Source organism: Sporosarcina luteola (assembly GCF_023715535.1).
GTDB lineage: Bacteria > Bacillota > Bacilli > Bacillales_A > Planococcaceae > Sporosarcina > Sporosarcina luteola_B.
Map to the genome: position 1 here is coordinate 538,430 of NZ_JAMBOI010000002.1, position 25,394 is coordinate 563,823.

The 25,394-nt window shown below is 40.9% G+C and carries 30 protein-coding genes, 1 pseudogene and 1 riboswitch; of the genes and pseudogenes, 6 read left to right on the top strand and 25 right to left on the bottom strand.

Features of this window, described 5'->3' with window-relative positions; all coding sequences use genetic code 11:
* Nucleotides 1-65 precede the first annotated feature (65 nt).
* From qoxA to M3191_RS06195, 6 genes are all read right to left on the bottom strand, one after another.
* Nucleotides 66-980 (bottom strand): cytochrome aa3 quinol oxidase subunit II, encoded by a 915-nt coding sequence (qoxA, locus tag M3191_RS06170; protein ID WP_251699033.1) that lies wholly within the window; start codon nt 978-980, stop codon nt 66-68.
* A 563-nt stretch (nt 981-1,543) separates the two neighbouring features.
* Nucleotides 1,544-1,963 (bottom strand): arsenate reductase (thioredoxin), encoded by a 420-nt coding sequence (gene arsC / locus M3191_RS06175; protein WP_251699034.1) that lies wholly within the window; start codon nt 1,961-1,963, stop codon nt 1,544-1,546.
* Between the two features lie 24 nt (nt 1,964-1,987).
* Nucleotides 1,988-3,283, bottom strand: coding sequence for an arsenic transporter (locus tag M3191_RS06180; RefSeq protein ID WP_251699036.1), 1,296 nt, complete (start codon nt 3,281-3,283; stop codon nt 1,988-1,990).
* A gap of 12 nt (nt 3,284-3,295) precedes the next feature.
* On the bottom strand, nt 3,296-3,643 hold the full coding sequence (locus M3191_RS06185; RefSeq protein WP_251699038.1) for an ArsR/SmtB family transcription factor: 348 nt from the start codon (nt 3,641-3,643) through the stop codon (nt 3,296-3,298).
* Between the two features lie 315 nt (nt 3,644-3,958).
* Nucleotides 3,959-5,278, bottom strand: a complete 1,320-nt coding sequence (locus tag M3191_RS06190) for a sodium-dependent transporter (RefSeq protein ID WP_251699040.1) — start codon at nt 5,276-5,278, stop codon at nt 3,959-3,961.
* Between the two features lie 386 nt (nt 5,279-5,664).
* Entirely contained in the window at nt 5,665-6,078 is a 414-nt protein-coding gene (locus M3191_RS06195) for a pyridoxamine 5'-phosphate oxidase family protein (protein WP_251699042.1), read from the bottom strand.
* Between the two features lie 157 nt (nt 6,079-6,235).
* On the opposite strand from M3191_RS06195, the gene M3191_RS06200 reads away from it, so the two are divergent.
* Complete coding sequence (locus M3191_RS06200; RefSeq protein WP_251699044.1) at nt 6,236-7,396, top strand: acyl-CoA dehydrogenase family protein; 1,161 nt, start codon at nt 6,236-6,238, stop codon at nt 7,394-7,396.
* Nucleotides 7,393-7,950 carry an SLOG family protein gene (locus M3191_RS06205; protein WP_251699046.1) on the top strand — a complete coding sequence of 186 codons (558 nt, stop codon included), beginning with the start codon at nt 7,393-7,395 and terminating at the stop codon, nt 7,948-7,950. The genes M3191_RS06200 and M3191_RS06205 overlap by 4 nt, the downstream gene beginning before the upstream one ends.
* 193 nt (nt 7,951-8,143) lie before the next feature.
* Here the strand turns inward: M3191_RS06205 and M3191_RS06210 are convergent, their stop codons facing one another.
* On the bottom strand, nt 8,144-9,934 hold the full coding sequence (locus M3191_RS06210) for a S9 family peptidase (protein ID WP_251699048.1): 1,791 nt from the start codon (nt 9,932-9,934) through the stop codon (nt 8,144-8,146).
* A gap of 161 nt (nt 9,935-10,095) precedes the next feature.
* Here M3191_RS06210 and M3191_RS06215 point away from each other — a divergent pair, with 161 nt between their 5' ends.
* Complete coding sequence (locus M3191_RS06215) at nt 10,096-10,353, top strand: DUF4190 domain-containing protein (RefSeq protein WP_251699050.1); 258 nt, start codon at nt 10,096-10,098, stop codon at nt 10,351-10,353.
* Between the two features lie 50 nt (nt 10,354-10,403).
* Here M3191_RS06215 and M3191_RS06220 read toward each other — a convergent pair whose 3' ends face one another.
* From M3191_RS06220 to M3191_RS06235, 4 genes are all read right to left on the bottom strand, one after another.
* Nucleotides 10,404-10,808 carry a DUF4870 domain-containing protein gene (locus M3191_RS06220; protein ID WP_251699052.1) on the bottom strand — a complete coding sequence of 135 codons (405 nt, stop codon included), beginning with the start codon at nt 10,806-10,808 and terminating at the stop codon, nt 10,404-10,406.
* Nucleotides 10,809-10,922: 114 nt separating this feature from the next.
* Nucleotides 10,923-11,633 (bottom strand): hypothetical protein, encoded by a 711-nt coding sequence (locus tag M3191_RS06225; RefSeq protein WP_251699054.1) that lies wholly within the window; start codon nt 11,631-11,633, stop codon nt 10,923-10,925.
* Between the two features lie 100 nt (nt 11,634-11,733).
* Nucleotides 11,734-12,528 (bottom strand): VLRF1 family aeRF1-type release factor, encoded by a 795-nt coding sequence (locus tag M3191_RS06230; protein ID WP_251699057.1) that lies wholly within the window; start codon nt 12,526-12,528, stop codon nt 11,734-11,736.
* Between the two features lie 91 nt (nt 12,529-12,619).
* On the bottom strand, nt 12,620-12,865 hold the full coding sequence (locus M3191_RS06235) for a PepSY domain-containing protein (protein ID WP_251694999.1): 246 nt from the start codon (nt 12,863-12,865) through the stop codon (nt 12,620-12,622).
* Between the two features lie 116 nt (nt 12,866-12,981).
* Here M3191_RS06235 and M3191_RS06240 point away from each other — a divergent pair, with 116 nt between their 5' ends.
* Nucleotides 12,982-13,158, top strand: a complete 177-nt coding sequence (locus M3191_RS06240; protein WP_251699059.1) for a YfhD family protein — start codon at nt 12,982-12,984, stop codon at nt 13,156-13,158.
* Between the two features lie 68 nt (nt 13,159-13,226).
* On the opposite strand, the gene M3191_RS06245 is transcribed toward M3191_RS06240, so the two are convergent.
* On the bottom strand, nt 13,227-16,397 hold the full coding sequence (locus M3191_RS06245; protein ID WP_251699061.1) for an ATP-binding cassette domain-containing protein: 3,171 nt from the start codon (nt 16,395-16,397) through the stop codon (nt 13,227-13,229).
* A gap of 249 nt (nt 16,398-16,646) precedes the next feature.
* Nucleotides 16,647-16,743, top strand: a riboswitch (guanidine-I (ykkC/yxkD leader).
* A 72-nt stretch (nt 16,744-16,815) separates the two neighbouring features.
* On the opposite strand from M3191_RS06245, the gene M3191_RS06250 reads away from it, so the two are divergent.
* Nucleotides 16,816-17,157: a DMT family transporter gene (locus tag M3191_RS06250; RefSeq protein ID WP_251699063.1), complete on the top strand. Its 342-nt coding sequence runs from the start codon at nt 16,816-16,818 to the stop codon at nt 17,155-17,157.
* Nucleotides 17,157-17,471 carry a DMT family transporter gene (locus M3191_RS06255; protein ID WP_251699064.1) on the top strand — a complete coding sequence of 105 codons (315 nt, stop codon included), beginning with the start codon at nt 17,157-17,159 and terminating at the stop codon, nt 17,469-17,471. The genes M3191_RS06250 and M3191_RS06255 overlap by 1 nt, the downstream gene beginning before the upstream one ends.
* Nucleotides 17,472-17,539: 68 nt before the next feature.
* Here the strand turns inward: M3191_RS06255 and M3191_RS06260 are convergent, their stop codons facing one another.
* The 13 genes and pseudogenes from M3191_RS06260 to M3191_RS06320 all read right to left on the bottom strand — a co-directional run bounded on the left by M3191_RS06260 (nt 17,540) and on the right by M3191_RS06320 (nt 25,386).
* Nucleotides 17,540-18,334 carry a protein phosphatase 2C domain-containing protein gene (locus tag M3191_RS06260; RefSeq protein WP_251699066.1) on the bottom strand — a complete coding sequence of 265 codons (795 nt, stop codon included), beginning with the start codon at nt 18,332-18,334 and terminating at the stop codon, nt 17,540-17,542.
* A complete protein-coding gene (locus M3191_RS06265; protein WP_251699068.1) occupies nt 18,324-18,773 on the bottom strand; it encodes an HIT family protein in 450 nt (149 codons plus the stop codon). Before M3191_RS06265 ends, M3191_RS06260 begins: the two co-directional genes overlap by 11 nt.
* A gap of 32 nt (nt 18,774-18,805) precedes the next feature.
* Entirely contained in the window at nt 18,806-19,264 is a 459-nt protein-coding gene (locus tag M3191_RS06270) for an NUDIX hydrolase (RefSeq protein WP_251699070.1), read from the bottom strand.
* 17 nt (nt 19,265-19,281) lie between these two features.
* The gene (locus tag M3191_RS06275) at nt 19,282-19,677 is read right to left on the bottom strand and encodes a VOC family protein (RefSeq protein ID WP_251699340.1); all 396 of its coding nucleotides are present in this window, start codon (nt 19,675-19,677) and stop codon (nt 19,282-19,284) included.
* A 9-nt stretch (nt 19,678-19,686) separates the two neighbouring features.
* Nucleotides 19,687-20,127, bottom strand: a pseudogene (locus tag M3191_RS06280) (ASCH domain-containing protein); the annotation flags it as partial.
* A complete protein-coding gene (locus M3191_RS06285) occupies nt 20,127-20,582 on the bottom strand; it encodes an SRPBCC family protein (RefSeq protein ID WP_251699072.1) in 456 nt (151 codons plus the stop codon). The gene M3191_RS06285 and the pseudogene M3191_RS06280, both read right to left, overlap by 1 nt.
* Nucleotides 20,583-20,602: 20 nt before the next feature.
* Nucleotides 20,603-21,079, bottom strand: a complete 477-nt coding sequence (locus M3191_RS06290; protein ID WP_251699074.1) for an NUDIX hydrolase — start codon at nt 21,077-21,079, stop codon at nt 20,603-20,605.
* 16 nt (nt 21,080-21,095) lie between these two features.
* The gene (gene dnaN, locus M3191_RS06295; RefSeq protein WP_251699083.1) at nt 21,096-22,226 is read right to left on the bottom strand and encodes a DNA polymerase III subunit beta; all 1,131 of its coding nucleotides are present in this window, start codon (nt 22,224-22,226) and stop codon (nt 21,096-21,098) included.
* A 48-nt stretch (nt 22,227-22,274) separates the two neighbouring features.
* Nucleotides 22,275-22,814 carry a nucleotidyltransferase family protein gene (locus tag M3191_RS06300; protein WP_251699091.1) on the bottom strand — a complete coding sequence of 180 codons (540 nt, stop codon included), beginning with the start codon at nt 22,812-22,814 and terminating at the stop codon, nt 22,275-22,277.
* Nucleotides 22,811-23,704 carry a GNAT family N-acetyltransferase gene (locus M3191_RS06305; RefSeq protein WP_251699093.1) on the bottom strand — a complete coding sequence of 298 codons (894 nt, stop codon included), beginning with the start codon at nt 23,702-23,704 and terminating at the stop codon, nt 22,811-22,813. Before M3191_RS06305 ends, M3191_RS06300 begins: the two co-directional genes overlap by 4 nt.
* Before the next feature lie 12 nt (nt 23,705-23,716).
* Nucleotides 23,717-24,595 carry a hypothetical protein gene (locus tag M3191_RS06310; RefSeq protein WP_251699095.1) on the bottom strand — a complete coding sequence of 293 codons (879 nt, stop codon included), beginning with the start codon at nt 24,593-24,595 and terminating at the stop codon, nt 23,717-23,719.
* On the bottom strand, nt 24,573-24,878 hold the full coding sequence (locus tag M3191_RS06315; RefSeq protein ID WP_251699097.1) for a DUF2087 domain-containing protein: 306 nt from the start codon (nt 24,876-24,878) through the stop codon (nt 24,573-24,575). Before M3191_RS06315 ends, M3191_RS06310 begins: the two co-directional genes overlap by 23 nt.
* Before the next feature lie 28 nt (nt 24,879-24,906).
* On the bottom strand, nt 24,907-25,386 hold the full coding sequence (locus tag M3191_RS06320) for a tetratricopeptide repeat protein (protein WP_251699099.1): 480 nt from the start codon (nt 25,384-25,386) through the stop codon (nt 24,907-24,909).
* Between the last annotated feature and the right edge of the window lie 8 nt (nt 25,387-25,394).

A 25,394-nucleotide genomic window follows, 5' to 3' on the forward strand; every position in this document is an offset into this window, starting at 1 on the left:
CTTGTTGTACTCCTTCCGAAAATTTATTTCGTGGCAAATTAACTATAAAGAGAATTCTAGTAGATTTATTTGTGTGCCGAATGATCCGTATCTACATCGCCGTGTGCGTCATCTGTGTCATGTTCTCCCTCATGGGAGTGCTTTGTTCCATGATTGTGACCTTCAGGCGGTGGCAAGAATTCCAAATGAGTTCCACTGAACGTCATTTGACCAAGATGACCCGGTTCCAGCAACTCAGCAAACTTGTCTTCTGTTAAAGGCTCGGCAGTCGCTCTCACTTCCTCGACCCATTTATCGAACTCGTCTGCTGGCATTGCCTCTACATGGAAGATGTTTTCGGCGAAGCCTTTCCCGCTGAAGTTTGCATTTCTCCCCATATATTCTCCAGGAACATCAGCTGCTAAATGTAATGTGGTGATCATATCCGACATTGCATACTTCTGTCCGCCAAGCTGCGGAATCCAGAAGCTAGTAATCGGACCGTATGAGTAAAGTCTAAATTCCAATGCTCGGTCGGTCGGGATATATAGATAATTCACCGTCTCAATATTTTCTTCCGGATAACTGAAATGCCATTTCCAGTCAGAGGAAGAAGCGTAAACGACCAATGGTTTCTGATCTTCATATCCTTTTGGTGTCGCCTCCACTTCATAAGTGGACCTTACTGTGACGATAGATAGGAAGATGATGATAATTATCGGTATCCCGACAATTATCGACTCAACAATCGGATTGCCTTCGATATGCGGAGGTTCATAATCCTCATCTTGTTTCGAAGCTCTATATTTCACAATCACATACACCAACAGAGCGAAAACAGCAATGACAACAATCGCCATCGTCGCAATCGAAATCCAAATAACATTGGATATTGTTTCAGCTTGAGGTCCTTTCGGATCCAGGACCATTACCGGTTCACAACCTGCCAACACGGCAAGAATACCGATAACCAGACTTAAAAGCGTCAATTTCCTTTTCATGGAAGTACCCCTTTCTTGTGTTCTATAAGCTATAGAAACAGCATTTGAAATTATAGTAATTTAGCAGTTCTTTGAGCTAGGTGCTTATCTTAATATAATAAATCGCCAAAAACAATCAGCAGGTGTACACTTCACAAAAACTTCACTAAAAAAAGAAGAATACTGTCACAAACCTTTCAATAAACATCTATATAACTGTCACACTCTTAATATCGTTTGGACATATTTTATTAATAAATATTAAAATACACTATTGAAATAAGCTTATTGCATTTTATTACCAACTTAAGATGTTATTATTTTCATAGTAATTTGATTGGAGCTTTCCAACTTGTCATTTCCCTATCGATAAAAGGGACGAACAGATTTTCACACCTTTTCTTCATCAAGCATTTTATAACAAAAATAGGAAGAACCTTGCCCAATTAGGGCAAATGTTCTTCCTATGTTTATACAGTTTTTGTGAAGTTTTAAGATGGTAAAAATAATAGATGACTTTCTAGTGGAAAGGTTATCATGTGCTGATAAAAACTGAATTTATTTGAAAAATAAACCAAACATATTCATTCATCTGTTTCGTTAAATTGTTCAATTCTCTGTCCGATTTCATCCCGTACCCGCTGGAAGAATGCCCATTTTTCCTCTTCCGTTCCCGTCGCTTTTGCCGGATCTTCGAACCCCCAGTGAGCACGTTTTGTCTGAGGAGGCGTCACAGGGCAATTGTCATCGGCATCACCGCATAGCGTGACGATGAAATCAGCATTGTTCAGTATGTGCATATCAATAAGATCTGACGTTTGACCCGAAATGTCGATTCCTACTTCATTCATCGCTTTTATGGCGTTCGGATTGACACCGTGCGCTTCAATCCCGGCGCTAATAACATCCCATTCCTCACCGAGGATCTTTTTTCCCCATCCTTCAGCCATCTGGCTACGACAAGAGTTGCCGGTACAAAGGAAGTAAATAGTTTTTTTCTCCATGTTTACACACTTCCTTTTCCAATATTAGATAATCAATAACCATACGTACAATCCGACTAGGGTGATGAAAAGTGTAGGGATCGTCAGAATGATTCCGACTTTAAAATAAGTCCCCCACCCGATTTTTACTCCTTTTTGTGAAAGGACATGCAGCCATAGCAACGTTGCGAGTGAACCGATCGGCGTAATTTTAGGGCCTAAATCCGACCCGATGACGTTCGCGTAGATAAGCGCTTCCCGAATCGTTCCTGTCGTATTCGTTTCAGCTATTGCGAGTGCATCAATCATGACTGTCGGCATATTGTTCATGATGGATGATAAAAATGCTGCTATGAAGCCCATTGTTATCGTAGCGGCAAAGAGACCTTGGTCAGCGGCCAGTTGAATGACATTCGCCAAGACACTTGTCAAACCGGCATTTTTCAACCCGTAGACAACAACATACATGCCGATTGAGAAGAAAACGATCGCCCAAGGTGCCCCTTTCAACACTTGTTTCGTGTGAACTGCTGGGCTTCTCTTTGCCATGACTAAGAAGAAGATGGCTACTATTCCTGCGATAAAAGACACCGGAAGTCCAATGAATTCACTTGAGAAGTAACCGACGAGTAATATGCCGAGGACTCCCCAAGAAAGCCGGAACATCCTGTGGTCTTTGATTGCTTGTTTCGGCTCTTTCAATTCGGCGACATCATACTTTCCAGGAATACTCTTTCTGAAAAACAAATACAAGACAAGAATGCTCGCGACTAATGAAAATAAGTTCGGAACAATCATCCTTGAAGCATATTCGGCAAAACCGATGCCGAAAAAGTCGGCTGAAACAATATTGACCAAGTTGCTCACAACTAAAGGTAATGATGTCGTATCTGCGATAAATCCGCTTGCAATGATAAATGGGAATATCATTTTATCGCTGAACTTCAAATTCCGAACCATCGCTAAAACTATCGGCGTCAAGATGAGTGCCGCACCATCGTTCGCAAACAAAGCCGCTACAATTGCACCAAGAAGGCTGACATAAATGAACATGCACAGCCCGCTCCCCTTGGCTAGCCGAGCCATATGTAAGGCAGACCATTCAAAAAATCCGATTTCATCGAGTATTAAAGAGATGATGATGATTGCAATGAAAGCGAGTGTTGCATTCCAAACAATGCCCGTAACATCGAGCACATCCCCGAAGTCAACAACACCAAACAGCAATGCAATAATTGCCCCAGCACATGCAGACCATCCAATCGAAAGGTTTCGAGGCTGCCAAATAACAAAAATGAGCGTAAAGATAAAAATCAGTGACGCAGTTATTACTAAATACAAATGACTTCCTCCTTATTCACAACAAATACGTAATCCTTGCGCCTCCAACTTTTCAATGGAACTTCCTTGATCTGGCAAGTGTTTAAGGACGCTAGAAATCAATGGATAATCTTCGTGTTCCTGATTGATTGAATAAAAGATCCACTGTCCCCTACGTTCTTCTTTCACCAATTCGATATCCCTTAATTTACGTAGATGTTGACTTATCGCCGGCTGACTCATCTTAAAGATTGCGACAAATTCACACACACAGCAATCATGTGATTCAAGCAATTTCATCATCGTCAGCCTCGTTTTATCCCCGAGAAGCTTAAATATTTGCGATGCTTTTTGTAAATCAATCGACTCTGTTGTTTTCATTTATCATCACTCCTCGTCAGTATCATATAATTATATGCTTATATATACAAGTGTAAAAAACCGGCAACCTTAAAAGATAGCCGGTTTTGTAATCATTGCATTGGTATTAGAATTTCTACGACTTCTTCCTCTGCATTTTCTTCGAGGTAGAATACCTCAATAGGAAACGATCGGTCATACAATTTCGGCTTATATCCATTCTCCCCCATAAGCTTTCCCCATCACCTGTTTACTTTTATACTATTTACACCAAAAGAATAATTCTCCCCAAAAGAAAAAAGCATTCTCCAGTACGAAGAGATGCTTTTAAGGGTTTTATCCTATAAATGATGCGATAAAAATAATGATGATGGCAAGCGGTGCGATGAAGCGTACGATAAACTTCCATGCATGATTCATGAAAGGGTTCATTCGCAGCTCATCATTGGTTTCCATCGTTGTCAACACATGGCCGGCAAAGTAGGAAATGAGAAAGGCTCCTATCGGTAATCCAATTCGGCTTGTTAGGATATCTGCAAAGTCGAAGAAAGTTCCCCCGGGCAGTTTTACATCGGATAATACACCGAAAGATAACGCGCTTGGAATTCCGACGATGAATATCAATAATCCAAATACCCAAGCCGCCGTCCGTCTTCGTTCAAGATTCTCTCTTATCCCCGTTGAAACAACAATTTCCAACATGGAGATGGATGATGTCAACGTCGCGAATAATAATAAAATAAAGAACAAAATCAAGAAGAATCCACCAAACGGGATTTCATTGAAGATTGCCGGCAATACGACAAAGATCAATCCTGGCCCTTCTGCCGGAGATTGCCCGAGTGCAAATACGGCCGGAAAAATGACAATGCCCGCGAGCAGCGAGATGAAAATATTCAAAATCGACACATTGAAAGCGGATTGGCCAAGACGCTCCTCTTTCGGCAAATAGGACGCGTACGTCATCATCGCTGTAACTCCCACGCTTAACGAAAAGAATGCCTGTCCAAGTGCAAGCAATAATGTTTTTCCGGTCAAATACGACCAATCCGGCACGAATAGAAAACGGACGCCTTCCATTGCCCCTTCTAATGTCAAAGAACGAATCGCCAAGATGATGAAGAAAATGAAAAGCAAAGGCATCATCCACCGGCTCGCACGCTCTATTCCGCCCTTAATTCCACTCTGGACAATCCATATAGTCAAAATCATGAACACTGCCTGTGCAATGAGCACTTCACCAGGATTCGCTATAATCGTATTAAAGAGTCCTCCATAATCGGCAACATCAAGATTAAACAATAATGCTCTTGCCAAATAGGATAGGATCCACCCACCTACTACGCTGTAAAATGATAACAGGATGAAAGAACTGAGTAACCCCATCCATCCAATTAAAAACCACGGCTTACCTGGTGCCAGCTTCTTTAATGAAGTGACAGCATCTTTCTGTCCCCTTCTCCCGATTACAAATTCAGCCAACAATATTGGCAATCCGATCGCCAGTGTACAAATAATGAATAGCAATACAAAAACACTTCCGCCGTTCGTGCCTGCCATATAAGGAAACTTCCAAATAGCGCCCAGTCCGATTGCGCTTCCGGCCGCCGCCAATACAAATCCGATTTTCGATGTCCATTGCTCACGTTGTTTCATTCAATCACTCACTTCGTTCCTAGTGTCACCACTGAATTTTGTATCATTATACCGTATCATGAATACAATCAATACTTTTTTTATTATTCCGCATACTGCCGTCTGTTATTTTGTTTTATTATATAGGCAAAGGGAACTATGTACTGTAACAGGAAGTGGTATAATGGAACTTTTTATAGTAATTAGCCAGATGGATCATAAAACGGTTTGATGGGACTCGCAAAGTACCGGGGAGAGAAGAAAAAGGAGCTTAGCTATGAGGTTACAAAGGCAATGCCCATTTCTGAATTGCAAATCGGTCTTAATTACCTGTTGAATTATGCAATCTGGAAATTGAATGATTGAAGACAAAACCCTTGCCGAATATTGGCAAGGGATTCATCTTTTTAAAATTGAATATCTTGGGGGTCTTCTCCCTTTTTATTCATGAGACGCATGGAATCAGGGGTTACTTTCAAGATGACAAGGTCCGGATCTTCAGGTCCAGTGAAATATGGCTCCATATGCTCATTCCAGACTTTCTTTTTCATGCTTTCCTCGTCGGAAATCGTTACGGTTCCCATAATTTCAAGGTACTCGTCCCCAAAACCTTCCCCATCATAGCCGATCAAAATATGCGTATTCGGATTCTGCTCAAGTTCATCCACTTTATCGGTCTTTTTTGAAGTTGCCGTATAGAGCGTAAAATCCTCGGTGAAAAATGTCATATACCTGCTGAAAGGCTTGCCCTGTTGGACAGTCGCCATCGTTCCGACATAGCTTTCATCCAGGATTTTACGAGCGGTTTTTTTCGCATCCATTTCAATCACTCCTCATTTATTGTCTCTCTTAACTGTTCCTAAAACGAGGAGAAACTAAACATTCGGCCATAAACCTATCAAATCAATTTTCCCAACAAACTATCATGTGTCACGTATAATAGACATTAATGACAATGTCAATAAAGGATGTGTCTAAATGGCAAAGGAGCTTTTCATCACAACGGATTTGCAAAGGGATTGGATGGATAAATTAAGTAAACTTGAACAACAATTTCGAAACTCGGCTGAACAGACGGACCGACTTGCTAAATTCCCTAAAGAAAATATACAATCGCTTGTTGGAATGGGCTATACAACCCTCGCACTTCCTAAGGAATATGGCGGAGGTGGAATGACCGTGACCGACATGATATTGATGCAGGAGACGATCGCTTCCTTTGATGGAGCAACCGGTTTATCCATCGGTTGGCATCAAGGCGTTGTCGGCGACCTTTATGCGAATGAGCTATGGGAGAAGAAGAATTTGGAACGGTTTGCAAAGGAAGTTTTGAACGGAGCTCTAGTGAACCGTGCGGCAAGTGAAGCGCAAACCGGCAGCCCGACTCGCGGTGGTCGACCCCAAACGAAGGCAGTCAAGAAGGATGGGCATTGGGTCATTAACGGTCAGAAAAACTTCACTTCCATGTCGCCTGTTCTCACGCATTCCCTCGTTTCTGCCTGGGTAGAAGAACGTGAAGGAATCGGCTTTTTCCTCGTAGATCAATCATGTGAAGGCGTATCCATCAAAGAGACCTGGAATATGGTTGGGATGCGTGGTACGGAAAGTCATGATCTCGTTTTGGATAATGTAAGAGTCAATGAGGAGGATTTCGTTGAGTTCAGTAAAGGTCGACGCGGAGACAAATTGAACGGCTGGCTTCTTCATATACCTGCCTGCTATTTAGGAATCGCGCAGGCAGCACGTGATTATGCAGTGAAGTTTGCTGTCGAATATAGTCCGAATAGCATTGCAGGGACGATTTCGGAATTGCCCAATGTACAAAGTCATATCGGACAGATCGATTTGGATTTGATGAAAGCGAGGCATTTTTTATACAGTGTAGCAGCCGCATACGATAACCCGGAACGGCGCAAGTCAATGAATCAGGAATTAGGCGCAGCGAAGCACATCGTGACTAATGCGGCCATTAGTATTGTCGATCAAGCGATGCGTCTCGTCGGTGCGAAAAGCTTGGAGCTGTCCAATCCATTGCAACGCTATTATCGGGATGTCCGCGCTGGATTACATAATCCACCAATGGATGATATGGTCATTTCAAAGTTGGCGCAATCCGCGATTGAAGGTATGAATAAATGATCAAAAGACTTGTCATTACAGGCTATAAAGCACATGAGTTAGGTATCTTCAATGATAAGCATCCGGGCATTGGCATCATAAAAAAGGCGTTGAAAAACCGATTGACTCCCCTACTTGATAGTGGCCTGGAATGGATAATCGTCAGCGGACAGCCAGGAGTTGAGACATGGGCTGCTGAAACGGTGATCGACTTACAAGACACGTATCCGGACTTGAAGTTCGCGATTATTACTCCCTTTCAGGAACAGGAGAAGAATTGGAACGAGGCGAAAAAGGAAGCGTATCAATTCATCCTTGCTCATGCGGATTACTCCGTCAGTTTAACGAAACGCCCTTACGAAGCGCCTTGGCAATTCATCGAAAGGGATAAGTTCTTACTTCGGAATTCGGATGGGATCTTAATCGTATACGATGAGGAGAATGATGGCTCACCGAAATTCATGAAGAAGATGGCGTTGAAATTTGCGGAAACGAGCGATTATGAAGTGCTGACGATATCTGCTGATGATTTACAGCTTGTCGCTGAGGATTTGCAGAGAAGGGATTGGGATTAAACACTTTTCTGGTTTATGTTCACTTGCAACGCTTTATGATCACTTGCAACGCTTTATGATCACTCGCAGCGATTTATGATCACTTGCAGTGATTTATGATCACTCGTATATTAGGTTATTTTAATTCTACACTTCCCTCTCCATAGTAAAAGCTGTCCGTCAGTCAACCGACTGCGGACAGCTTTTCTGTAAATCACTTCTGATGTTTCTCCAAAAACTCCAGCATCTGGCTGTATACTTTAATTTCATTTTCCTTCTTCGAGAAGCCATGTCCTTCATCATCCAACACGAGATATTCGACATCGCGGCCAAGCTCTGTCAACTTCGCAACGATCTGGTCGGATTCCTCTTTCACTACGCGCGGGTCCTTCGCGCCTTGAATGACCAACATCGGCTTTACCATTCCGTCCAGATACGTGACAGGTGAATCTTTGATGAACCGCTCCTTATCACGCTCCGGATCTCCTAACCAGCGCTCCATGATCGGCTTCCAGTGAGGCGGAACGGAATTGACGAATGTGAATAAATCGGATACGCCAAAAATGTCCACAACCGCTTTGAAGAACTCGGCATGTCTTCCGTGCAGCAGCAATGCCATATAGCCACCATAGCTGCCCCCGACAAGGAATAGACGGTCACGATCTGTGATGCCATTATCGAAGAGCCACTCGATTCCTGCAAGACAGTCGAGGCGTGGTCCCTCTCCCCAGTCCTGTTCAACCATTTTCGTGAACTCCGAACCATATCCTGTACTTCCCCGGAAGTTCGGCGCAAAAATGTTATAGCCCCTATTTAAGAAGCATTGGAACATCGAACGGAACATTTTGCGTTCGGACGACTGAGGACCTCCATGCGGCCAGAAGATCGTGTAGCCATTTGCATTCTCCTCTTTTGCCTTAAATAAAAGGGCCTCAATTTCCAAACCGTCGAATGATACATATGAAACGATATCAGGTTCCACCATCCCCTCCTGGCTGACACCTAACACCCTATTATCCGTCAACTGATCCCACGCTTGTCCGTCAGTTGATTTGAAAATGTTATGAGGAACTGTCGCACTGCGACCTAAGATATACAGATTTCCTGACTTGGCAAATCGAACCTGTTCAATTACATCGACAGGCAATGTGCTCTCTTCAAGCTTTCCATTCTTAAGATGGTATCTATATAATTTATCTTCAACACCTTTAGAAGTGATGAAATAAAATTCCCCATTTTCCTTATTGAATTTGATTGTCTGTACGCTTTCCCCTTCCACTTCCAACACTTTCGAAAAGGATTTTGTAGTCAAATCAAACTTGGCAATGTAGGTAAAGTCACTTTCATAATCTGTCACAAAATAAATCGTGTTGTCATCTGTGAACACTGGATCACCCGCGACATGCACTTTTGAAGCATCCGGCGTTAAATTGAATGTGTCCTCACCAATTTTTACAAAGCTGACGACATATGTGTTTGCGAAGGCCTGTGAATAGACGAATGCCTTTTCATCATCCGAAACCGCGGCAAGCTCCGTGGTCGAAGTCTCTCCCAGATGCAATAACGTGTCTATGCCAGTTTCCAAGTTCCGCATATGTGTATTCAAGTACATCGGATTATCCATGGACGTCACATAATAAAGCCGTTTCCCGTCATCGCTTAAATGACTGAAGTAGAACTTCTCATTCGATTCTCCAGTAATTAACGGTTGCGGCAAGCCCCCTTCAAATGGCACCGAATAGATTTGATAGTTTTCATCCCCATCATTATCATATCCCGTTAGAACGTACCGGTTGTCCGAATCGAATTTAATGAAATTGCATGATTCATCCCGATGGGCGAATAAATAAGGGTACGTGCCTGGCAAATCCATTGCCCATAAATTCATCTTGCCATTCAGATTCGAATTGAAAATGAGCTTCGTTTCATCGTTGTTCACAGCGAAATTCGTAATCGTATACGTCCGGAAAAATTGCTCCACTGTCGGTTTTGCAAAAGGTATCATGTTTCTCCTCCTAGACTACTATTCTCTTACCACCTACATTACAGTATAACATTTCTAGACTTATGAAAGAATGTCATTTCACACTCTTCTTTGAATATTTCTCTAATTACTTCAAATCTGCATCCCCTATTGCATACGCTGTCTTAGTGGGGGTGAAAATGATGGAAAATGAACACCAGCAACAAAATGGCATGGCAATCAGCGCACTTGTTTTGGGGATTTTGGGAGTCGTGTTAAACCTGATTCCTATCATTCCTTATCTATTGGGCATCCTAGCTATCATCTTCGGCGTCTCGGGGAATAAAATGCAAAATGGCAAAGGGATGGCGGTTGCGGGCATCGTATTAGGGTGCATCACACTGGGAATGAAAGTCTTCTTTTGGATATTCATCATTCTTTTGGGTGGGTCGGGCTATTAAGTGAATGCAAAAATGCCGCGCCGGGTAACTTTTTCGGAGCGGCTTTTTAATCATGGCTTTTCCAATTGATTCTCTACCAAATCCCCAATGAACGGAAGCTTATAATAGTTCCCTTGATAAGCTTGATACATCATAAAGATCATCAGTGCGAATGCGAGCGGGCTTAACAGCAGGCTTGCAATAGCTCCGAATACTGGAATGAATCCCAATATGATGCTAATCAGGAAGATGGCAATCGCCGTAAAAACGGATTGCAAGGCATGGAATCGGATGTACCGGTTTTCTTTTTCCATGAAAAGAAAAATAAGGCCAATAATAAAGATGTAACAGAGAAGCCCTCCCACATTCTCTGTTAGTCCGATTGATGTTTTATCTCCTTCCGCTTTAACTTGCAGCTTGGCCTCTTCCGATGCTTGCTCATTTGCAGCTAGTCTTTCCTTGTCTTTTTCATTCATTTTCCGTCCCCCTCTCCCCTTTATTATATTGAACAGGTGTTAGAATGATGCCTGTTGTAGGCAGGCCCTTTATTCATACAAACTGCCGCAAGGGGAAAGAGGAATTTAGTTAATTCAGTTCGATTCAGTATGATTGGATTTTCCTTTCAAATTACTTATATAGGTTGTCGTGAGCTGGTAGCTTTTGTCGATTTTCTCCGCAATGAAATGCGTCCGCTCAAAAATGACCGATTTAAGAAAATCCATTTGCCTTATCATTTTATCAATCAACCCTTCATGCTGTTCAATCCGCTCCGCCAATTGAGTCTGTAATGCCTGTTGCTCTTCCAATGAGTGGGAGAATTGATCTTGTTTTTCAAGTTGTGCATCCATTTTTGTTAGAAGCTTCTCTTGATCGATATCAAATTTCTCTAACCGTTCTGCAATTTCCGCGTTAGAATGGGACAGCATATTGATTTGTTCAACGAGATCTTCATTCATCTTCCTCTTGCTTTCGAGCAGTTTTTGAAGCTCTATATGTTTTCGATCCAAACGTTCCAATGTCCCAATCGCTTCCTGTTCAAACTGGCGTTGCTGCGATTGATGATCCAGTATTTCTTCGAACCGGATTCCTGTCGTTTTCCATCGATCGGATTGGACCCTTCTTTGTTTCTGTAGTTGCTTTTCCATTTCGCCGTATTTTTCATTCATCATGTCGAATGATCTCTTCTGTTCTATCATCGCCTCTGATAAGGAGTCAGTTCGATAAATGGACTGGTTCCGTTCGGCAATATTATCGCCTTTATATAGATCTGAATGGCTCTTTTTATTAAAAAACAAACCCATAGTTCAACCTCCCATCAATCGTTTTCTCTATGATATGTTCATTCATATGTAACTGTACGAAAAAAACCGTCCCTCTGAAAGGAACGGCTTGAGAATGATATTATTTTTCAAATACTTGATGGAGCACTTTTTTCGATTCGACGTTGTTCAGGTTTTTATAAATACAATTGTTCGGCTTGGTTCGTAGCGTTTTCGCAAATGAGTTTGCCAGTTCCGCTTCGCCGACTACGTATAATTCCTTCCAGTTACGCTCTTTCCTCATCTTTTCAACAGTTACGCCAAGTTCTTTGTAAAAGCGTTCAAGGTTTTCTCTTAGACGATCATCAAGGCCATCGCTTTGGCCTCCTCCAGACCCGCGTTGCAAAGATGAGCGCACGCTTTGTTGTTCTTTCCACACTTCAAGACCCGAGTCGAATTCATACGTTTTCTCGTCATTAACAAAGCCCATCGCTGTATCTAAAATTCGCACATCTCCAAAGCTCGTCAAGACGATGCCTGCCTCAGGATAGGCCTTTAACATATACTCCATTTCTTCAACTACAGGATGGTCTTCCCAGTGGAAGCTCGTCTTCACTTGCACTTGCACATAATGGACGGACCATAATTCCGGATCTAGAGACGCAAAAATAACGACCCCTTTATTCAAGTCGTTTTGATTATTTTCAATTTCCTTCGTCACTTTTTCTTTCAGTTTTTTAAACGCTTTGATCTCTTTTTCATCTTGGGAAGCTTCCAAATACTCGAGAATTCGCTTCAAACCGTTTTTCAGATGGATTTTCCATGCTCCATTTTGCTGTTCCGGATCTGCAGGGTTCGTATTCAAGTACACACTCAACACACAACGGGAATCACATTTAAATTCCTTCAGTTTTTGCAGTTCTTCACTAAGTGACATATATCCCGAACCTCCTCCTAGTATGCTGTTATTTAACATACCCTATCCATTCCGATCTAAAACGGGAGGTTCGGTAATACATCAGCTTGAATTAATCCAATTTCACCCTCAGGACCTGCCCAGATACTGCATCTACTTTCACTTCGTATTTGAGTCCTTGATTTGTACGGATGTCGATTTCATAGAGCAATACTCCATCATCGAAATCCAATTCAGCCTTGACGACCTCACCCGGCACACGTTTTAAAGCGATATCAATTGCTTGATCCAATGAAATGCTGCGATACCTAGGATTTTGCCAATGTCCTTCCCAATAACCATTAGTCATGTTATTCATTCATCTTGCCTCCAAGTCATTATTGGCGATCATGTTCAGCATATTCAATGGGATGTAAAATGTGCCCTTTCCGGCATAAAACAAAGTCGGAAAGCCATAGTATATAGGATGTCAAATTGAAAGGAGCGATCATTGTGGGAAGAGATAACCATAATAATAAGACAGGTGGAAATAATACCAGTTCCTTACCTCAGACACCTAAAAACCAGAAAATTAAACCCGGTGATATGACTGAGGAGATTGCCAAGGAATTCGCAGAGCTGCGAAAGGCTAAAAAGAAGAAAAAATTGTGATCGTAACAGAATACCCCTACACCAGATAGTCTGGTGTAGGGGCGTCATTTTTATTGATCGAAGTAAAATTAATTATTTTGTTCCAGGCATTCATAAACCGCCATCATATCCCGTTTATCTAACTCGCGGATACGATTAAAAATGGGGATGTCTGCAACAGCTTCTGTATATAGGCTTTCATCCAATACATCACTTACCTTGCCTAAAAGCCATGTTTGTACGTCTGTTCCCTCGACGACTTCACTAAGACCTTCCTCATTGATGCCAGTTGCATGGCAGCTTACACAAGGAATCGTTAATTTAAAAACGCCATCGTGCAGATTATCTTCTGAAATCACTTTTTTACCTTTACAGAAAGGACATGGATTCGCCTTCCTGATTTTATTTATTTGGGTAATTAACTTTTTGTAACCGAACGCTTCATAGATATAGGTCAGTCTTTTATATTTACCATTTGTGAAATACTTATCGATGATCGTTTCTCTTGTTTCCTTCACATTTGGGAAATCACAGATTGTCACTTTGTTATTGCTGCTGATCGATTCGATATTGCCTTTGATTGTTTCCCAAAATGGCAATACATTTTGCAATACCATTTCATAACCAGTAAAGCTTGCCTGTTCCAATTCGAAAATTTTCAGAGCGACTTGGGTTTCTCGTGGCAGCAAGGAGACATCTTCAGTCAAAATCATGTCGCCGCCTACAATCGACTTCAATTTGATGAGGACAGGCAACTCTCCTACAACTTTCAATACTTCCTTGATCGGATGTCTAATTATTTCACGAATATCCATGCCTCCAAATGTAAGCGGTTTATGATGATTTAATACTGTCCCTTCACATATTGGACATGTAATCATTTCTTTTGAAGCCTTCAGTTGCTCTTTAATCTCAGATTTTGATACGACCATATACATCCCAAGAATCGTATTAAAGCCAACCCAGGTTCGCCGTGTCTTGCCTTCCCTATCATAAAACGACTTCTCAAAATATCCGTACCAAAATGTATGCTTTTCTTTATCTGACATCTCATTGTAGCTCTTCGTCAGGTCATGACCTAACTCATTCTTAATTTCCTCAAACAGAAATTCCAGCTTTTCGTATTTATAAAACTTTAGCACTTCCATTACATCCGGATGGAGTAAACCATCCCAGAATGGAACGTGTTTGTCTTGTATGACAAGATCTTTATCAAATACTTCAATCTGCAAGCGCCCCGAACATGATGGACAATGATTGTCTTTATTATAGAAGTCGAAGCTTCTCGTATCTTTATTCGTCGGATGCGTAGCCACGATATGATTGATGAGACCGCCCAACTCATAGAGAAAACTATATTGGCTATATAAATGTCTTTCAAGATCAATGGCTATGACAGGTGCGATTTGTTCTGATTCATATTCACCGTAAATCAACCGAGCCATTGATGACAAGCTTTTTAGAATGCCGCCTTTATAGATGTTCTCTGCGTTTTTAAAATAGGCGATATTATTTTCTGTTAAATAAGAGATGCCCTTTTGCTGTTTAAGAGTAGATGAAATATGCGACGGCAGCTCAATATCTTCCTTGTTTTTATTCTTGTAATGGTCATTATGACTAACAACATCTAAATGCGTAACAGGCTCACTCTTTCTCTTCCCAAAATCCACGATGTAATCCGAGCTTTCCATCATATATTCATTATGTTCAATCATGATGATTGAAACGGTTTCATCTTGCAGAATCAGTCTAATGCTATCAATGAATTGGTTTAAAATGTTTTGGGATAAACCTTTTGATGGCTCGTCAAAGATAAATAGCGTATGCGGTTTTCTTGAGTTGGCAAACAGCTCCGAAACTAAGTGAACACATTGAAACTCACCAGTCGATAACGTCTGTGTCTTTCTTTCCAACGTCAAATAACCGAGTCCGAGTTTGATCAATAAGCTCAAACGTTTATGCGCGATGTCTTCATTTGGCAGTTCATCAATAATATCTTCAATCGACCGTTCGAAAATATCATCAATTTCGTCACTGTACTTGTTGAGTTTCTGTTTAATATCAAGAAACGTTGCAACAGTCGACCTGCTCGTAATCGATTGGTTCCTGTCTTGCCCTACCACGACCAATTTATCTTTCGGATATCGCTTTACAAAATCTTTCGCTACACATTCATTAATAAGTGTAGATTTACCGCAGCCAGACTCACCAGTGACCGTCACTAGTCTATTTTTCGGAATCTCAAATTCAGCCATTTGAATATTACGGCAGTAAAGATCTTTAAATACATAAGTTTCCGTAGGTTTTTCCTCATTCAACTCCTGAAAAACAGGTTGTGGACGAGGTGATTCTTCTACAATTTTTCCGCCATATTTACCACTGCCCGGTCCAAAGAATAATTGATCATCCGTTATATCGAGCACAGTGTCAGAATGATCGATGAGCCAAATTTGATTTTTATAGCCCAATTTCTTAATCTGTTCTAAGATTTTCACTAGCGTTTGGCGGTCAAGACCGACTGATATTTCGTCAATGATAATAACGGTATTTTCGCTTGCTGCCATGAACTCAGCCAAGTATAGACGTGTTAATTCACCGCCAGACAATGTACCCATAATCCGATTTATCGTTAAGTATCCAATATTCATATTGATAATGTTTTCGAGGATCAGTTGTTTCGCTTCACTAATATGTAATTCCTCGGCTAGAGAGAGAATGTTTTCAACGCTCAAGTTATTAATATCTGATATTGTATGTGGTTGATTAAATAATTCAATTGTATATTGCTCAACTTCTTTATTATACCGTTTGCCGCCACATGTTTTACATTCGACATTACTCGTACTTCCGCGTCCTTTACATTTGGGACACCAGCCTAATTCATTATTGAATGAAAATGTTTCCGGTGAAAGATTAAATTTATCAGCAAGACAGGAACGGATTTCCGTAAAAACGCCAGTATGTGTACCGATCGTTGAACGTGGATTTGAAGAAATGGATGATCTTCCGAGAAACAGCACTAGAGGCATCTCTTCCATTTTGATTGCACTGAAATTCGTTTCCATAATATTTGGGAATAAATACTGATATTCGGCCTTTGGCAATAAGGAGACAAGTCGCTTCTTCGATTCTTCTCCAATTGTTTGACTGAACGTTGTTTTTCCAGATCCGGATAATCCTGCAATGCCTAACGATTTATCTTCCGGAAGATCTGCATCTAATCGTTTAATATTATTCGCGATTAATTGATTTATTTTCATCTTGCCACCCTTTCCATTCATTACCTTTACTATTGCCAACTGTTTTAGACTTCAATACAAAACTTGTAAACCAAGCATAACCGAATCTGATACTATGTGCCATACTATATCCAGCTCTGAAAATCTATGTTTACAATTAAAACAAGCAGTCCGCCGTATTGATTGATTCATATTTTTGTTGCTACCTGCCCAGAGTTGGAACCTTGACTATTTCAATATTTTACGTATAATCTTAAGGAAAAGTATAAATAAAATGTTTTCTAGGGTTCCGCAACTAGATGTTGGCCTGGTCCGAGAGAAAACTCACAGCTCAGCTGTGTCACGGAAGGATAAAAGCCTGGGAGAAACTGTTTATCAGTTATCTCCCAGGCTTTTTTTTTGCTTTTGGTAACAATTATTATACTGGAGGTTCTTTTAAATGAATAAAGAATGGATAAAAGTTTATATTGCCGCTTTCTTTGAAGTTTTTTGGGTGATCGGTTTAAAACACGCAAATGACTTTTGGACTTGGGTAGGAACAGCTATCGCCATTTTGATTAGCTTCTATCTTATGATCATGGCAGGTCGGAAGCTCCCCGTTGGAACGGTATATGCCATTTTTGTTGGTCTCGGTACAGCAGGAACTGTGTTTTCCGAAATTCTTATTTTCGGGGAACCATTTAAGGTAGAAAAAGTATTATTGATCGTAGTTTTATTAGCAGGCGTCATAGGCTTAAAACTGGTTACAGTGGACAATGTTCAGGAAGGAGATGAATCATAATGGCATGGATTTCATTAATCCTGGCGGGCTTGTTTGAAATGTTTGGTGTTGTCATGATAAATAAATTGCATAAGGACCGGAGTTGGCAAACATTGGCTCTATTGATTGCCGGGTTTGGAGCAAGTTTTATCTTTCTAGCCTATTCAATGAAAACACTTCCGATGGGTACAGCTTACGCAATTTGGACAGGAATTGGCGCATCTGGTGGAGCGATTTTAGGAATGATATTTTTCGGGGAAGCAAGAGACTGGAAACGACTTGTTTTTATAGGCATGGTGTTAGGTGCAGCCGTTGGTCTTAAACTTGTATCATAGAGCAAAATATCCAATAAAAGCCTAATTTCTTAGGTACTAAAGAAATTCGGCTTTTATTATATAGCTTATTAATTTTCAACACCATCGCTTGGAATGCTACCTTGCTGCGAGATATTAACTGTCCAACCAATCATAGTCGTGCTGTCTCTTACATTATTCTTTTCAATTTTAGTCAGAATTAAAGAAAAGGCGTCTTCAAGTTGTTCCCCATCCAATTTCTTGACTAAATCAATTGGATTCAAAAAGGGCTCCCCCGGACATTCAAGTAAGCCATCCGTCGTCATGAAGATGCGATTTACACCTTTCCTTAATTCCCGAATTCCTGAAGAGAAGCATGGCACGGCTTTATCGAACGTATTCACTTGACCAATCCACTCATAGAACTGCCTCTGATTCAATTGAAATTGGTTGAGCGCAATGAAATCAGGATGAAAAACGTACACTACGCAATCTCCGACAGAAAACCACCATAGATAGTTATCTTTTCGAATACAGATCAGACAAGCCGTCTCTCCTTTAACCTTCTTGCATTGATCAAGAAATTTGTCACTTTGGAAGATGGATAGAAGTTTTTCTTGCAAATCGTGAAATCCCGGCTTAGCTATCAATCTTATAAGCTCATGTTGAAACTCATCCAATGTACGGATGATCAGTTCGGCACTCTCAGCACTGTAATGCGCATCTAAAATCGCTGCAAATTCCCAGTTCTCTCCTACCCAAACAATGCAGCCATCTTCGTTCTTATACTGTCCAGCGGAAGAATTTCCACCAAACCGTCCGACCGCCACACGATCAATCGAGCAAACATTTTTCTCGTCGATAAAATCCTTTTCACTACCAACCCAAGAAAACCTATTGCGCATTGGTTTTCTCCAAGCACGAGCGCACCCGTTCACACAGCGCGATTATTTCATGATTCCCCCCTATTGGTGCATCGGACCAGTCCCGGACCGACATCGGGCCCCAATATTGCTCAGGAGTGCCTGGATAGCGTGGAACGATATGCATATGCAAGTGAGGGACAGAATTTCCGGAGACGAGAGAGTAAATGTGCTCCGCCCCTTCAGTCACCATAAGTGCCTTGCTTACTCGTGCCATCATACGCCCAAAGACAACTGCTTCCTCTTCCGTCATATCACCAAGTGTCGGGACATGCCTTTTCAGATCAATTAGTAGATGTCCCAAATAACCGGGTTCTCCATTATTATCAATATGGCCAACGAATACGAAATCATCTTCATAGATTGTGATACCATCCGTTTGTAATTCTCCCAGGTGTTTTTTGCAAATGAAACATTCCATTTTCTTATCCCCCATTATCATAACTAAGCACTCTATTGCACCCTCTGGATCTGAATATATTCAGTGAGAATCGGCAAATCGGGCGGGCTTATATTACTAGGTAAATCATATATCGAAAAGAATTGCAAAAACGATACTTCATTTTTCTCCGCCATTAATTCACCATTATATTTATCACAAATATATGTGGCTACAACGTTATATACTTCATCGCCATGTGGATAATGATAATAAAACTCCTTACCGGAATAGACATTGAAAAATGATAGCTCGTTTGCAATTAGATTCGTTTCCTCATAGAGCTCTCGCTTTGCCACGTCTTCCAAGGATTCTCCAAGATCCATTGAGCCCCCCGGCAACCCCCAACAGTTATTATCCGTCCGTAGTTGTAAAAGGATTTGATTCTCTGAATTAACTACTATTACATTCGCCCCTACCATTATGAGTGGTCGAGATCCGACTAGTTCTCGCAATTCGCTAATATACCCCATAGCCGCTATCTATTCCTTTAATAAGTTGGACTCAATTCACTCCACACATCAAATTGATTCCCGTCTACATCCGAAAACACAAAATTGATACCTGCATGTCCCCGTTTTTCAATTTCTCCGACCTTCACATCACGTCCCAGTAATTCTTCATGCAGCATTTTTAAAGACTCTTCCCCATCAACTTCAAATGTTAGAGAAAACCGCTCATTCCCATATGCATCTAAAAAGTTGGCCGTCTCATTTTCTTTCGCCATAACGAGAAAGAAACTTTGATTAGCCAAATTCATGATCACCTTGTCTTCGTCCTGATAAGTTAATTCAGCATCCAGCTTGTCTACATACCACTCAGCAGCCCGTTCAACATTAGACACAGGAATATACGAGGTCCCAACCCTTAGTAGTCTACTATTCATTCGTCCGCTCTTATCATTTACGTCTACTAACTCAAATCGTTCACAGACAAGCAGTAAATCATCGGTGAACTCCAGTCCAACTTTGTCCAGTTCTCTTTTGAAGTAGCGTTCATGGATCTCCCTCCAATTCCGGTACGACCCATCACCTTCCGCCAAAGCAAACTCTTCCGTCACTTCATTCATCGGCATGACGGATACATCTATCGTTTTAATAATTGCGACAGGCTCTTCTCGGCTATTCAGGATAATACTGTATTCCTCAATTACCGGCATTGGTTCATTCTCCAGTGCATATAATACATGCGCTGAACAAGTCGCCGTCTTCTTTCCTTCAATTACCGATTGGGCTAGCTCATCCGCCGCTTCGCCGAACTTCCATGCACTGACTAATGCAGGACGTTCTTTATCTCCCCAAAAATGATTCCAATATTCCGTTGCAGCTTGGTTCATTACTTACCCTCCTCATTTTCAGCAACATTTTTCACTCGTTCAACAAAATCGACAACGACTTTATCATTGCCAAATAGCAAAAGCAACTTTACAAACCATTTCAGCGGCCTGTTGGATGTTGTGTAAATAAATCTAGTTTTATCATCATCCAACTTTACCAGCTCATATCCCGCCGTTATTTCAAACATCCCACCAAGAGTAAAGCCGACTTTCATCTTTTTTTCATTTGGCGTATCTAAATAATCGAGTGTTTCGACTTCATACTCCATGACTCGCTTACCTTCTTTGTATTTCTGCAAATAAATACTCCCAACCATTCCTTCAGTAACGGTGACGGGTTCATTCGAAACAACTTGCGGCATAATCTTTTGCATGTTTTCCAGCGAGCCGTCAAGGTACTTCCAAACATGATCAATCGGCGCATTAATCACAATTTCCTTCGTCCACTGCTTCATTCATACATCTCCTTTATACTTTAGTTAACTGCAGTCATAAATGAATAATGCTTTGATAAAAATTCATCCAATATGTCCTTATGACTTGTAACGATGGTGTGGGGCAACTCATGAGGATGAAAATAGTTAAATGTAATGGACTCAACCTGATCGACCACTAAATCCCCTATTGCATTTTCTGCATAATAAGCGGTTGTCACGACATAAAATTCATCCCCGTTTGCTGCTCGAATAAAATGTTCAGGGCCAGAGTAAACATTGATCAATTTCAGTTCATCCACTTGCAGTCTAGTCTCCTCAAAAAGTTCACGCCTCGCCACGTCCTCCGTAGACTCACCTAATTCCATTAGCCCGCCTGGAATTCCCCAAGCTCCCTCCGGAAACTTCCGCTGTTGCAGCAATAACCGACCCTCTTCATCAATAACAATTACAACCGAACCGACGAATATCAATGGCCGGTGTCCAACTAACTTCCGCAATTCTTCAATATAGCCCATGTCCAAGCCCCCTGTATTATGTTCGCAGCGGTGAAATCAATTGCATATATGATGCATCTTTTTCCGGCTGAATGACCGCCGGTTTCATCACTCCACAAAAACTGATTGTCACCTGTTCTTCCTGTATCCCTTTTATGGCTTCAAGAAAAAACCGACCGTCGAAAGTCATATCAATAGTCGGTACTCCATCCAAATTGCTAATTCTTTGTTGCTCTTCAATCACTCCGATTCCTGCCGAGTTTGTTGATATTTTTAAAATACCATTGTCGATCAGAGCCAAGTGTACATTGTTATGCTTCCATTCTTCGGAGAAAACGCAAGCACGGTCTATCCCTGCTATCAATGTTTTCGTTTTCATCGTGATCTGTGTCACAAAATCTGTCGGGATTAATGATTGGGTGTTCGGATAGTTCCCTTCAATTAATACGGAATACAAAACCGTGTTTTCTGTGGAAAACACAATCATATTATTCGCTATCGAAATATGTACTGTGGCAAGGCTGGATTCTTTCAACTGTAGAATTTCAATCAAGCTTTTACTTGGAACAACGATTGAATGAACTCCTTCGGTAAAAGTGATTGGTATCTCTTTTCGCGATAGGCGGTGGGAGTCAGTTGCGGTGCAAATAAGTTTGTTCTTTTCAAACCTCATCTCAACACCTGTAAGCACCGGCTTCGTTTCACTTTTAGAGACAGCAAATATCGTCTGCTTGATCACTTCTTTTAATGAAGTAATAGCAACATCACCATAGTGAAGGATTTTGATCTCCGGCAGTTTTGGATAATCGGCTGCAGGTAATCCATTCAGTCTCGTTACAATATCACCGGACCTGATGAGTATTGATTCCATATTGCTAGACGATATCTCGATGTCGTCTGGCATTTTCTTTAAGAGGTTCAAAAAGTGCTTGGACAATACGACTACACTTCCTACTTCATGAACTTCAACGACTGTTTCCTCATTTATGTGATACGGGATTTTCTTTTCAATGAATAATTCCGAATTGCCACCTGTTAGCACTATCCCGTCTAGCGTTGCTTCGATTTTAATTCCAGACAGGATTGGAAGCAGACTTTTACTCGAACATATTTTATGTAGCTCTGACACGATTGCTGTAAACAATGAATTCTTTATAGTGAATTTCATGGAATACTCCCCTTACTACTTTTCCATTTGTAATAGTTCAACCTTATGCTATACCGACTGCCAATTCTTCTTTCGAACTCGGTGATGATAATATTCCATCTGCTCTTCTGTTTCACTAAAGTATGGCGTTGGCCTTATGTGGAAGTTGACGACATCTTCAATTCCATGCGGTGCAGTCAGCACTACCCTTTCGTCTTCATCGAGTTTCACGCCTATTGCAGTGGCTGTTTCAGGGAACTTGGCTATTGCTTCGGTGGATGACGAATAGGGAAAATCATTGTTCACAGTATGCATTCTGGCTTGGTTTTTCACAGACCATGGAATACCAGGATGACGCTGTTTTAATCTATTTTCATAGTGTTTTTCTATTGCTTCATTTACATTTGATTCATCAAAATAAATTACATCAATATCTGGCAAAAGTGTTCTTTCATTGAATTCATGAAGCACGTCCCAGATTTTCGATCGAACGAAACCCGCACATACCCACCAATCGGGTAAATTCAAAGACTGTGCACTCCGTAAAATACCCATCATCCACTCGTCTTCAGAAACCCAGCGGAGGACATCCTTCTCGGCATAAATCATAATACGACTGCCTCTTTGTCGATTTTTACATGAATCAATTCATATTTCACTCTGAATCCGACAGCTTGATAAAGTTTTATTGCTTTCTCGTTTCCGTTTTCAACACATAATGAAATATCCTCAATTTCCTCATATCTAAACAGTTGATCCAACGCAAAACTCAACAGCTTTTTACCAATCCCTTGTCTACGGAATCGATCCGAAACAGCAATGTATTCGATATAGCCTTCGCCATGGCGAGGATCAGCTTCAATGTAGACATAGCCAGTCAATTGGTCCTCACTAGTCGCGATGAACAATTGATTTTGTTTACTTAATCGTCCGAGAATTGTTTGTGCGCTATAATATGTCGAAGGAAAAGCTTGTCCATGTAATTCTGCAAAGCTTTCTTCATAAGCGGAATTGTATCCTATTACTCCTTCCTCAACGACTCGTACTCTTTCACTCTTCTTGGCGACAAGAACTGTATGTTGCCCTGTCGATTTTCCCCCTTGTAAAATGGAGAATTCTGTTGCATGCACGTTTTCACGGTTCAAGAAAAAGTTATACTGATCCACTTGCGACGCTGAGAGGGCAATCACTTTCTCCCACAGTTCATTGACAAGATTAGTTTGTATAAATGCCTCACTTACAAAAGGGCCCCATACTTCCGCAGTCCTGTCTTCCAAATCGGTATCCAGTCCGATAGCACCTACAATGTCTTCCTTCTCGTAAGCGACCATAAAAGATTTTGCCAATTCCAAGTCCGAGAAATCGCTAGTGATCGTATCATATATTTCCTCTTTTGAATCCCCGCAATAACCGATATGTTGGCTCTTTTGTGTATTCATTTCCGCAAGGAACGCGGCCAGATCTTTACTATTTCTTGGTGATTCTATTACGATGTTCATCCTGTTTTCCCCTCATTTCAAATAGGCATATAATGTTTCCGCCACTCCATACTCAACAGACTTACAAACATGGAGCGAGTATGGACAAGTGGAATCCACTTCTTTTTCGATGAATGAAATACCGAGCTTTACGGCATCCTCAATTTGTTTATGAATCAACTTATCCAAATCGGCGATTCGTGAAAGATCATCCACACCTATCCACCCCAACTCCCAAACTTTCTCATCGTACTCATACATAAGACAGAAGCCGGTTACTTTTAATTCGTCTACCATGACATAGCTATGCTCTTCCTTCAAACCATCCATAGCAGCATGCCTCCAGCTCTCAATCGGCAAGTTCGCAACAGGGTTGTCGGTATGTGTTTCTGTATACGTCTTTTTACATAACTGAACAAAACTAGCAATTCTTGCTTCATTCTTACGTATTTCTCTAATCGATAGAATTCGTTCATCCTGCACTGTTTTACCTTTTGGTAAAGTCGGCTCGATATGTATAATCTCCGTTTTTCTAATCATCCTAAACTGATTTCGGGTTAATAGTTCCTTTACCTGTGAAAATCTGTCGTCCAGAAGGAAAAACAAAGGTTGTTCATATTTATTTTCCAGTTCAGTAATCATGGATTGAAGAGCTAGTTCATCTACTCCATCCAGGTTATAAACAAGTTGGACATATATACAATTTGGGTGCCAATAAGATTTATGGGTAGAAGCTGCAGCAAGTATTTCTTCGTCTTTTTGTACAGAATAAATATCTATATGGAGTTTGGCGGTAATGCTACTCTTCAACAGTGCCTTCAAATCATTATTATCCAAAAATACTTTGTCGATGAATGTGTTAAGTTTGTTCAATACGTCCTGATTACTTTTATCTAGCTTCCTTATTTCCAATCCAATACTCCTTCCCATCATCGCTACGATTCATGAAGCCATAGTCGATGAAAAAACGTCGAATGGTCGCAAAATCAGGATGAATCTCTTTAAGAATCGCGTTTATTTCTTTTTCCAAATAAACTATTCCAACTTCAAATCGATTAATTATTTCTTGGGCAATGATGTACTTTCTTTTGTTTTTGCTTGGAAATGTATCGAGCGGACCATCCAATCCTTTTCTAAAATAATTTCTCAACACTTTTTCTCGTTCTATCTCTGTAACTTGAAATCTCTCTTCCAATGTAATCATTCCTTTTATTTGAATATCTCTACCATGTCTTATCAAGCTTGTCCGCATAGAAACCAATCGCTCTTTCATAAGACTTGATGTCAGGATCGTTTGAAGTTTGGACAAGGCAAGTGAGCAGAATCTCCATTGCTTTTACATGTTCTCCTACGTTATATAAGGTCATTGCATAGAACGTTTTCAATGCATTGTTTTCGGGAAAGCGCGAAAGTCCGCTTTCGAAGACAACCTTTGACTTTATAAATTTCCCCAATGTTCGGTATGAACTTCCAAGTCCAATAGTTGCACCTAAAGCATCTTCATCATTTAATCCTAATTGAAGCGCTTTTTCATAATAAGGGACAGCTTTCGCTTCCTTTCCTAGAATGTCAAAACTCCATGCACATTGGTAGTTGATTTCGGCACTTTTCGGATCATCTTTTGCCATTGCCGTGAGAATTTCATTCGATTCAGTGAGTTTTCCTTCATTTCTCATTAAAATAGCTTTGTTAAGTTTCTCCATCTTTCATT

Coding starts and splice junctions, on each gene's coding strand:
- qoxA (WP_251699033.1), bottom strand. CDS start 980: ATGAAAAGGAAATTGACGCTTTTAAGTCTGGTTATCGGTATTCTTGCC.
- arsC (WP_251699034.1), bottom strand. CDS start 1,963: ATGGAGAAAAAAACTATTTACTTCCTTTGTACCGGCAACTCTTGTCGT.
- M3191_RS06185 (WP_251699038.1), bottom strand. CDS start 3,643: ATGAAAACAACAGAGTCGATTGATTTACAAAAAGCATCGCAAATATTT.
- M3191_RS06190 (WP_251699040.1), bottom strand. CDS start 5,278: ATGAAACAACGTGAGCAATGGACATCGAAAATCGGATTTGTATTGGCG.
- M3191_RS06195 (WP_251699042.1), bottom strand. CDS start 6,078: ATGGATGCGAAAAAAACCGCTCGTAAAATCCTGGATGAAAGCTATGTC.
- M3191_RS06200 (WP_251699044.1), top strand. CDS start 6,236: ATGGCAAAGGAGCTTTTCATCACAACGGATTTGCAAAGGGATTGGATG.
- M3191_RS06205 (WP_251699046.1), top strand. CDS start 7,393: ATGATCAAAAGACTTGTCATTACAGGCTATAAAGCACATGAGTTAGGT.
- M3191_RS06210 (WP_251699048.1), bottom strand. CDS start 9,934: ATGATACCTTTTGCAAAACCGACAGTGGAGCAATTTTTCCGGACGTAT.
- M3191_RS06215 (WP_251699050.1), top strand. CDS start 10,096: ATGGAAAATGAACACCAGCAACAAAATGGCATGGCAATCAGCGCACTT.
- M3191_RS06220 (WP_251699052.1), bottom strand. CDS start 10,808: ATGAATGAAAAAGACAAGGAAAGACTAGCTGCAAATGAGCAAGCATCG.
- M3191_RS06225 (WP_251699054.1), bottom strand. CDS start 11,633: ATGGGTTTGTTTTTTAATAAAAAGAGCCATTCAGATCTATATAAAGGC.
- M3191_RS06230 (WP_251699057.1), bottom strand. CDS start 12,528: ATGTCACTTAGTGAAGAACTGCAAAAACTGAAGGAATTTAAATGTGAT.
- M3191_RS06235 (WP_251694999.1), bottom strand. CDS start 12,865: ATGAATAACATGACTAATGGTTATTGGGAAGGACATTGGCAAAATCCT.
- M3191_RS06245 (WP_251699061.1), bottom strand. CDS start 16,397: ATGAAAATAAATCAATTAATCGCGAATAATATTAAACGATTAGATGCA.
- M3191_RS06250 (WP_251699063.1), top strand. CDS start 16,816: ATGAATAAAGAATGGATAAAAGTTTATATTGCCGCTTTCTTTGAAGTT.
- M3191_RS06255 (WP_251699064.1), top strand. CDS start 17,157: ATGGCATGGATTTCATTAATCCTGGCGGGCTTGTTTGAAATGTTTGGT.
- M3191_RS06260 (WP_251699066.1), bottom strand. CDS start 18,334: ATGCGCAATAGGTTTTCTTGGGTTGGTAGTGAAAAGGATTTTATCGAC.
- M3191_RS06265 (WP_251699068.1), bottom strand. CDS start 18,773: ATGGAATGTTTCATTTGCAAAAAACACCTGGGAGAATTACAAACGGAT.
- M3191_RS06270 (WP_251699070.1), bottom strand. CDS start 19,264: ATGGGGTATATTAGCGAATTGCGAGAACTAGTCGGATCTCGACCACTC.
- M3191_RS06275 (WP_251699340.1), bottom strand. CDS start 19,677: ATGAATAGTAGACTACTAAGGGTTGGGACCTCGTATATTCCTGTGTCT.
- M3191_RS06285 (WP_251699072.1), bottom strand. CDS start 20,582: ATGAAGCAGTGGACGAAGGAAATTGTGATTAATGCGCCGATTGATCAT.
- M3191_RS06290 (WP_251699074.1), bottom strand. CDS start 21,079: ATGGGCTATATTGAAGAATTGCGGAAGTTAGTTGGACACCGGCCATTG.
- dnaN (WP_251699083.1), bottom strand. CDS start 22,226: ATGAAATTCACTATAAAGAATTCATTGTTTACAGCAATCGTGTCAGAG.
- M3191_RS06300 (WP_251699091.1), bottom strand. CDS start 22,814: ATGATTTATGCCGAGAAGGATGTCCTCCGCTGGGTTTCTGAAGACGAG.
- M3191_RS06305 (WP_251699093.1), bottom strand. CDS start 23,704: ATGAACATCGTAATAGAATCACCAAGAAATAGTAAAGATCTGGCCGCG.
- M3191_RS06320 (WP_251699099.1), bottom strand. CDS start 25,386: ATGGAGAAACTTAACAAAGCTATTTTAATGAGAAATGAAGGAAAACTC.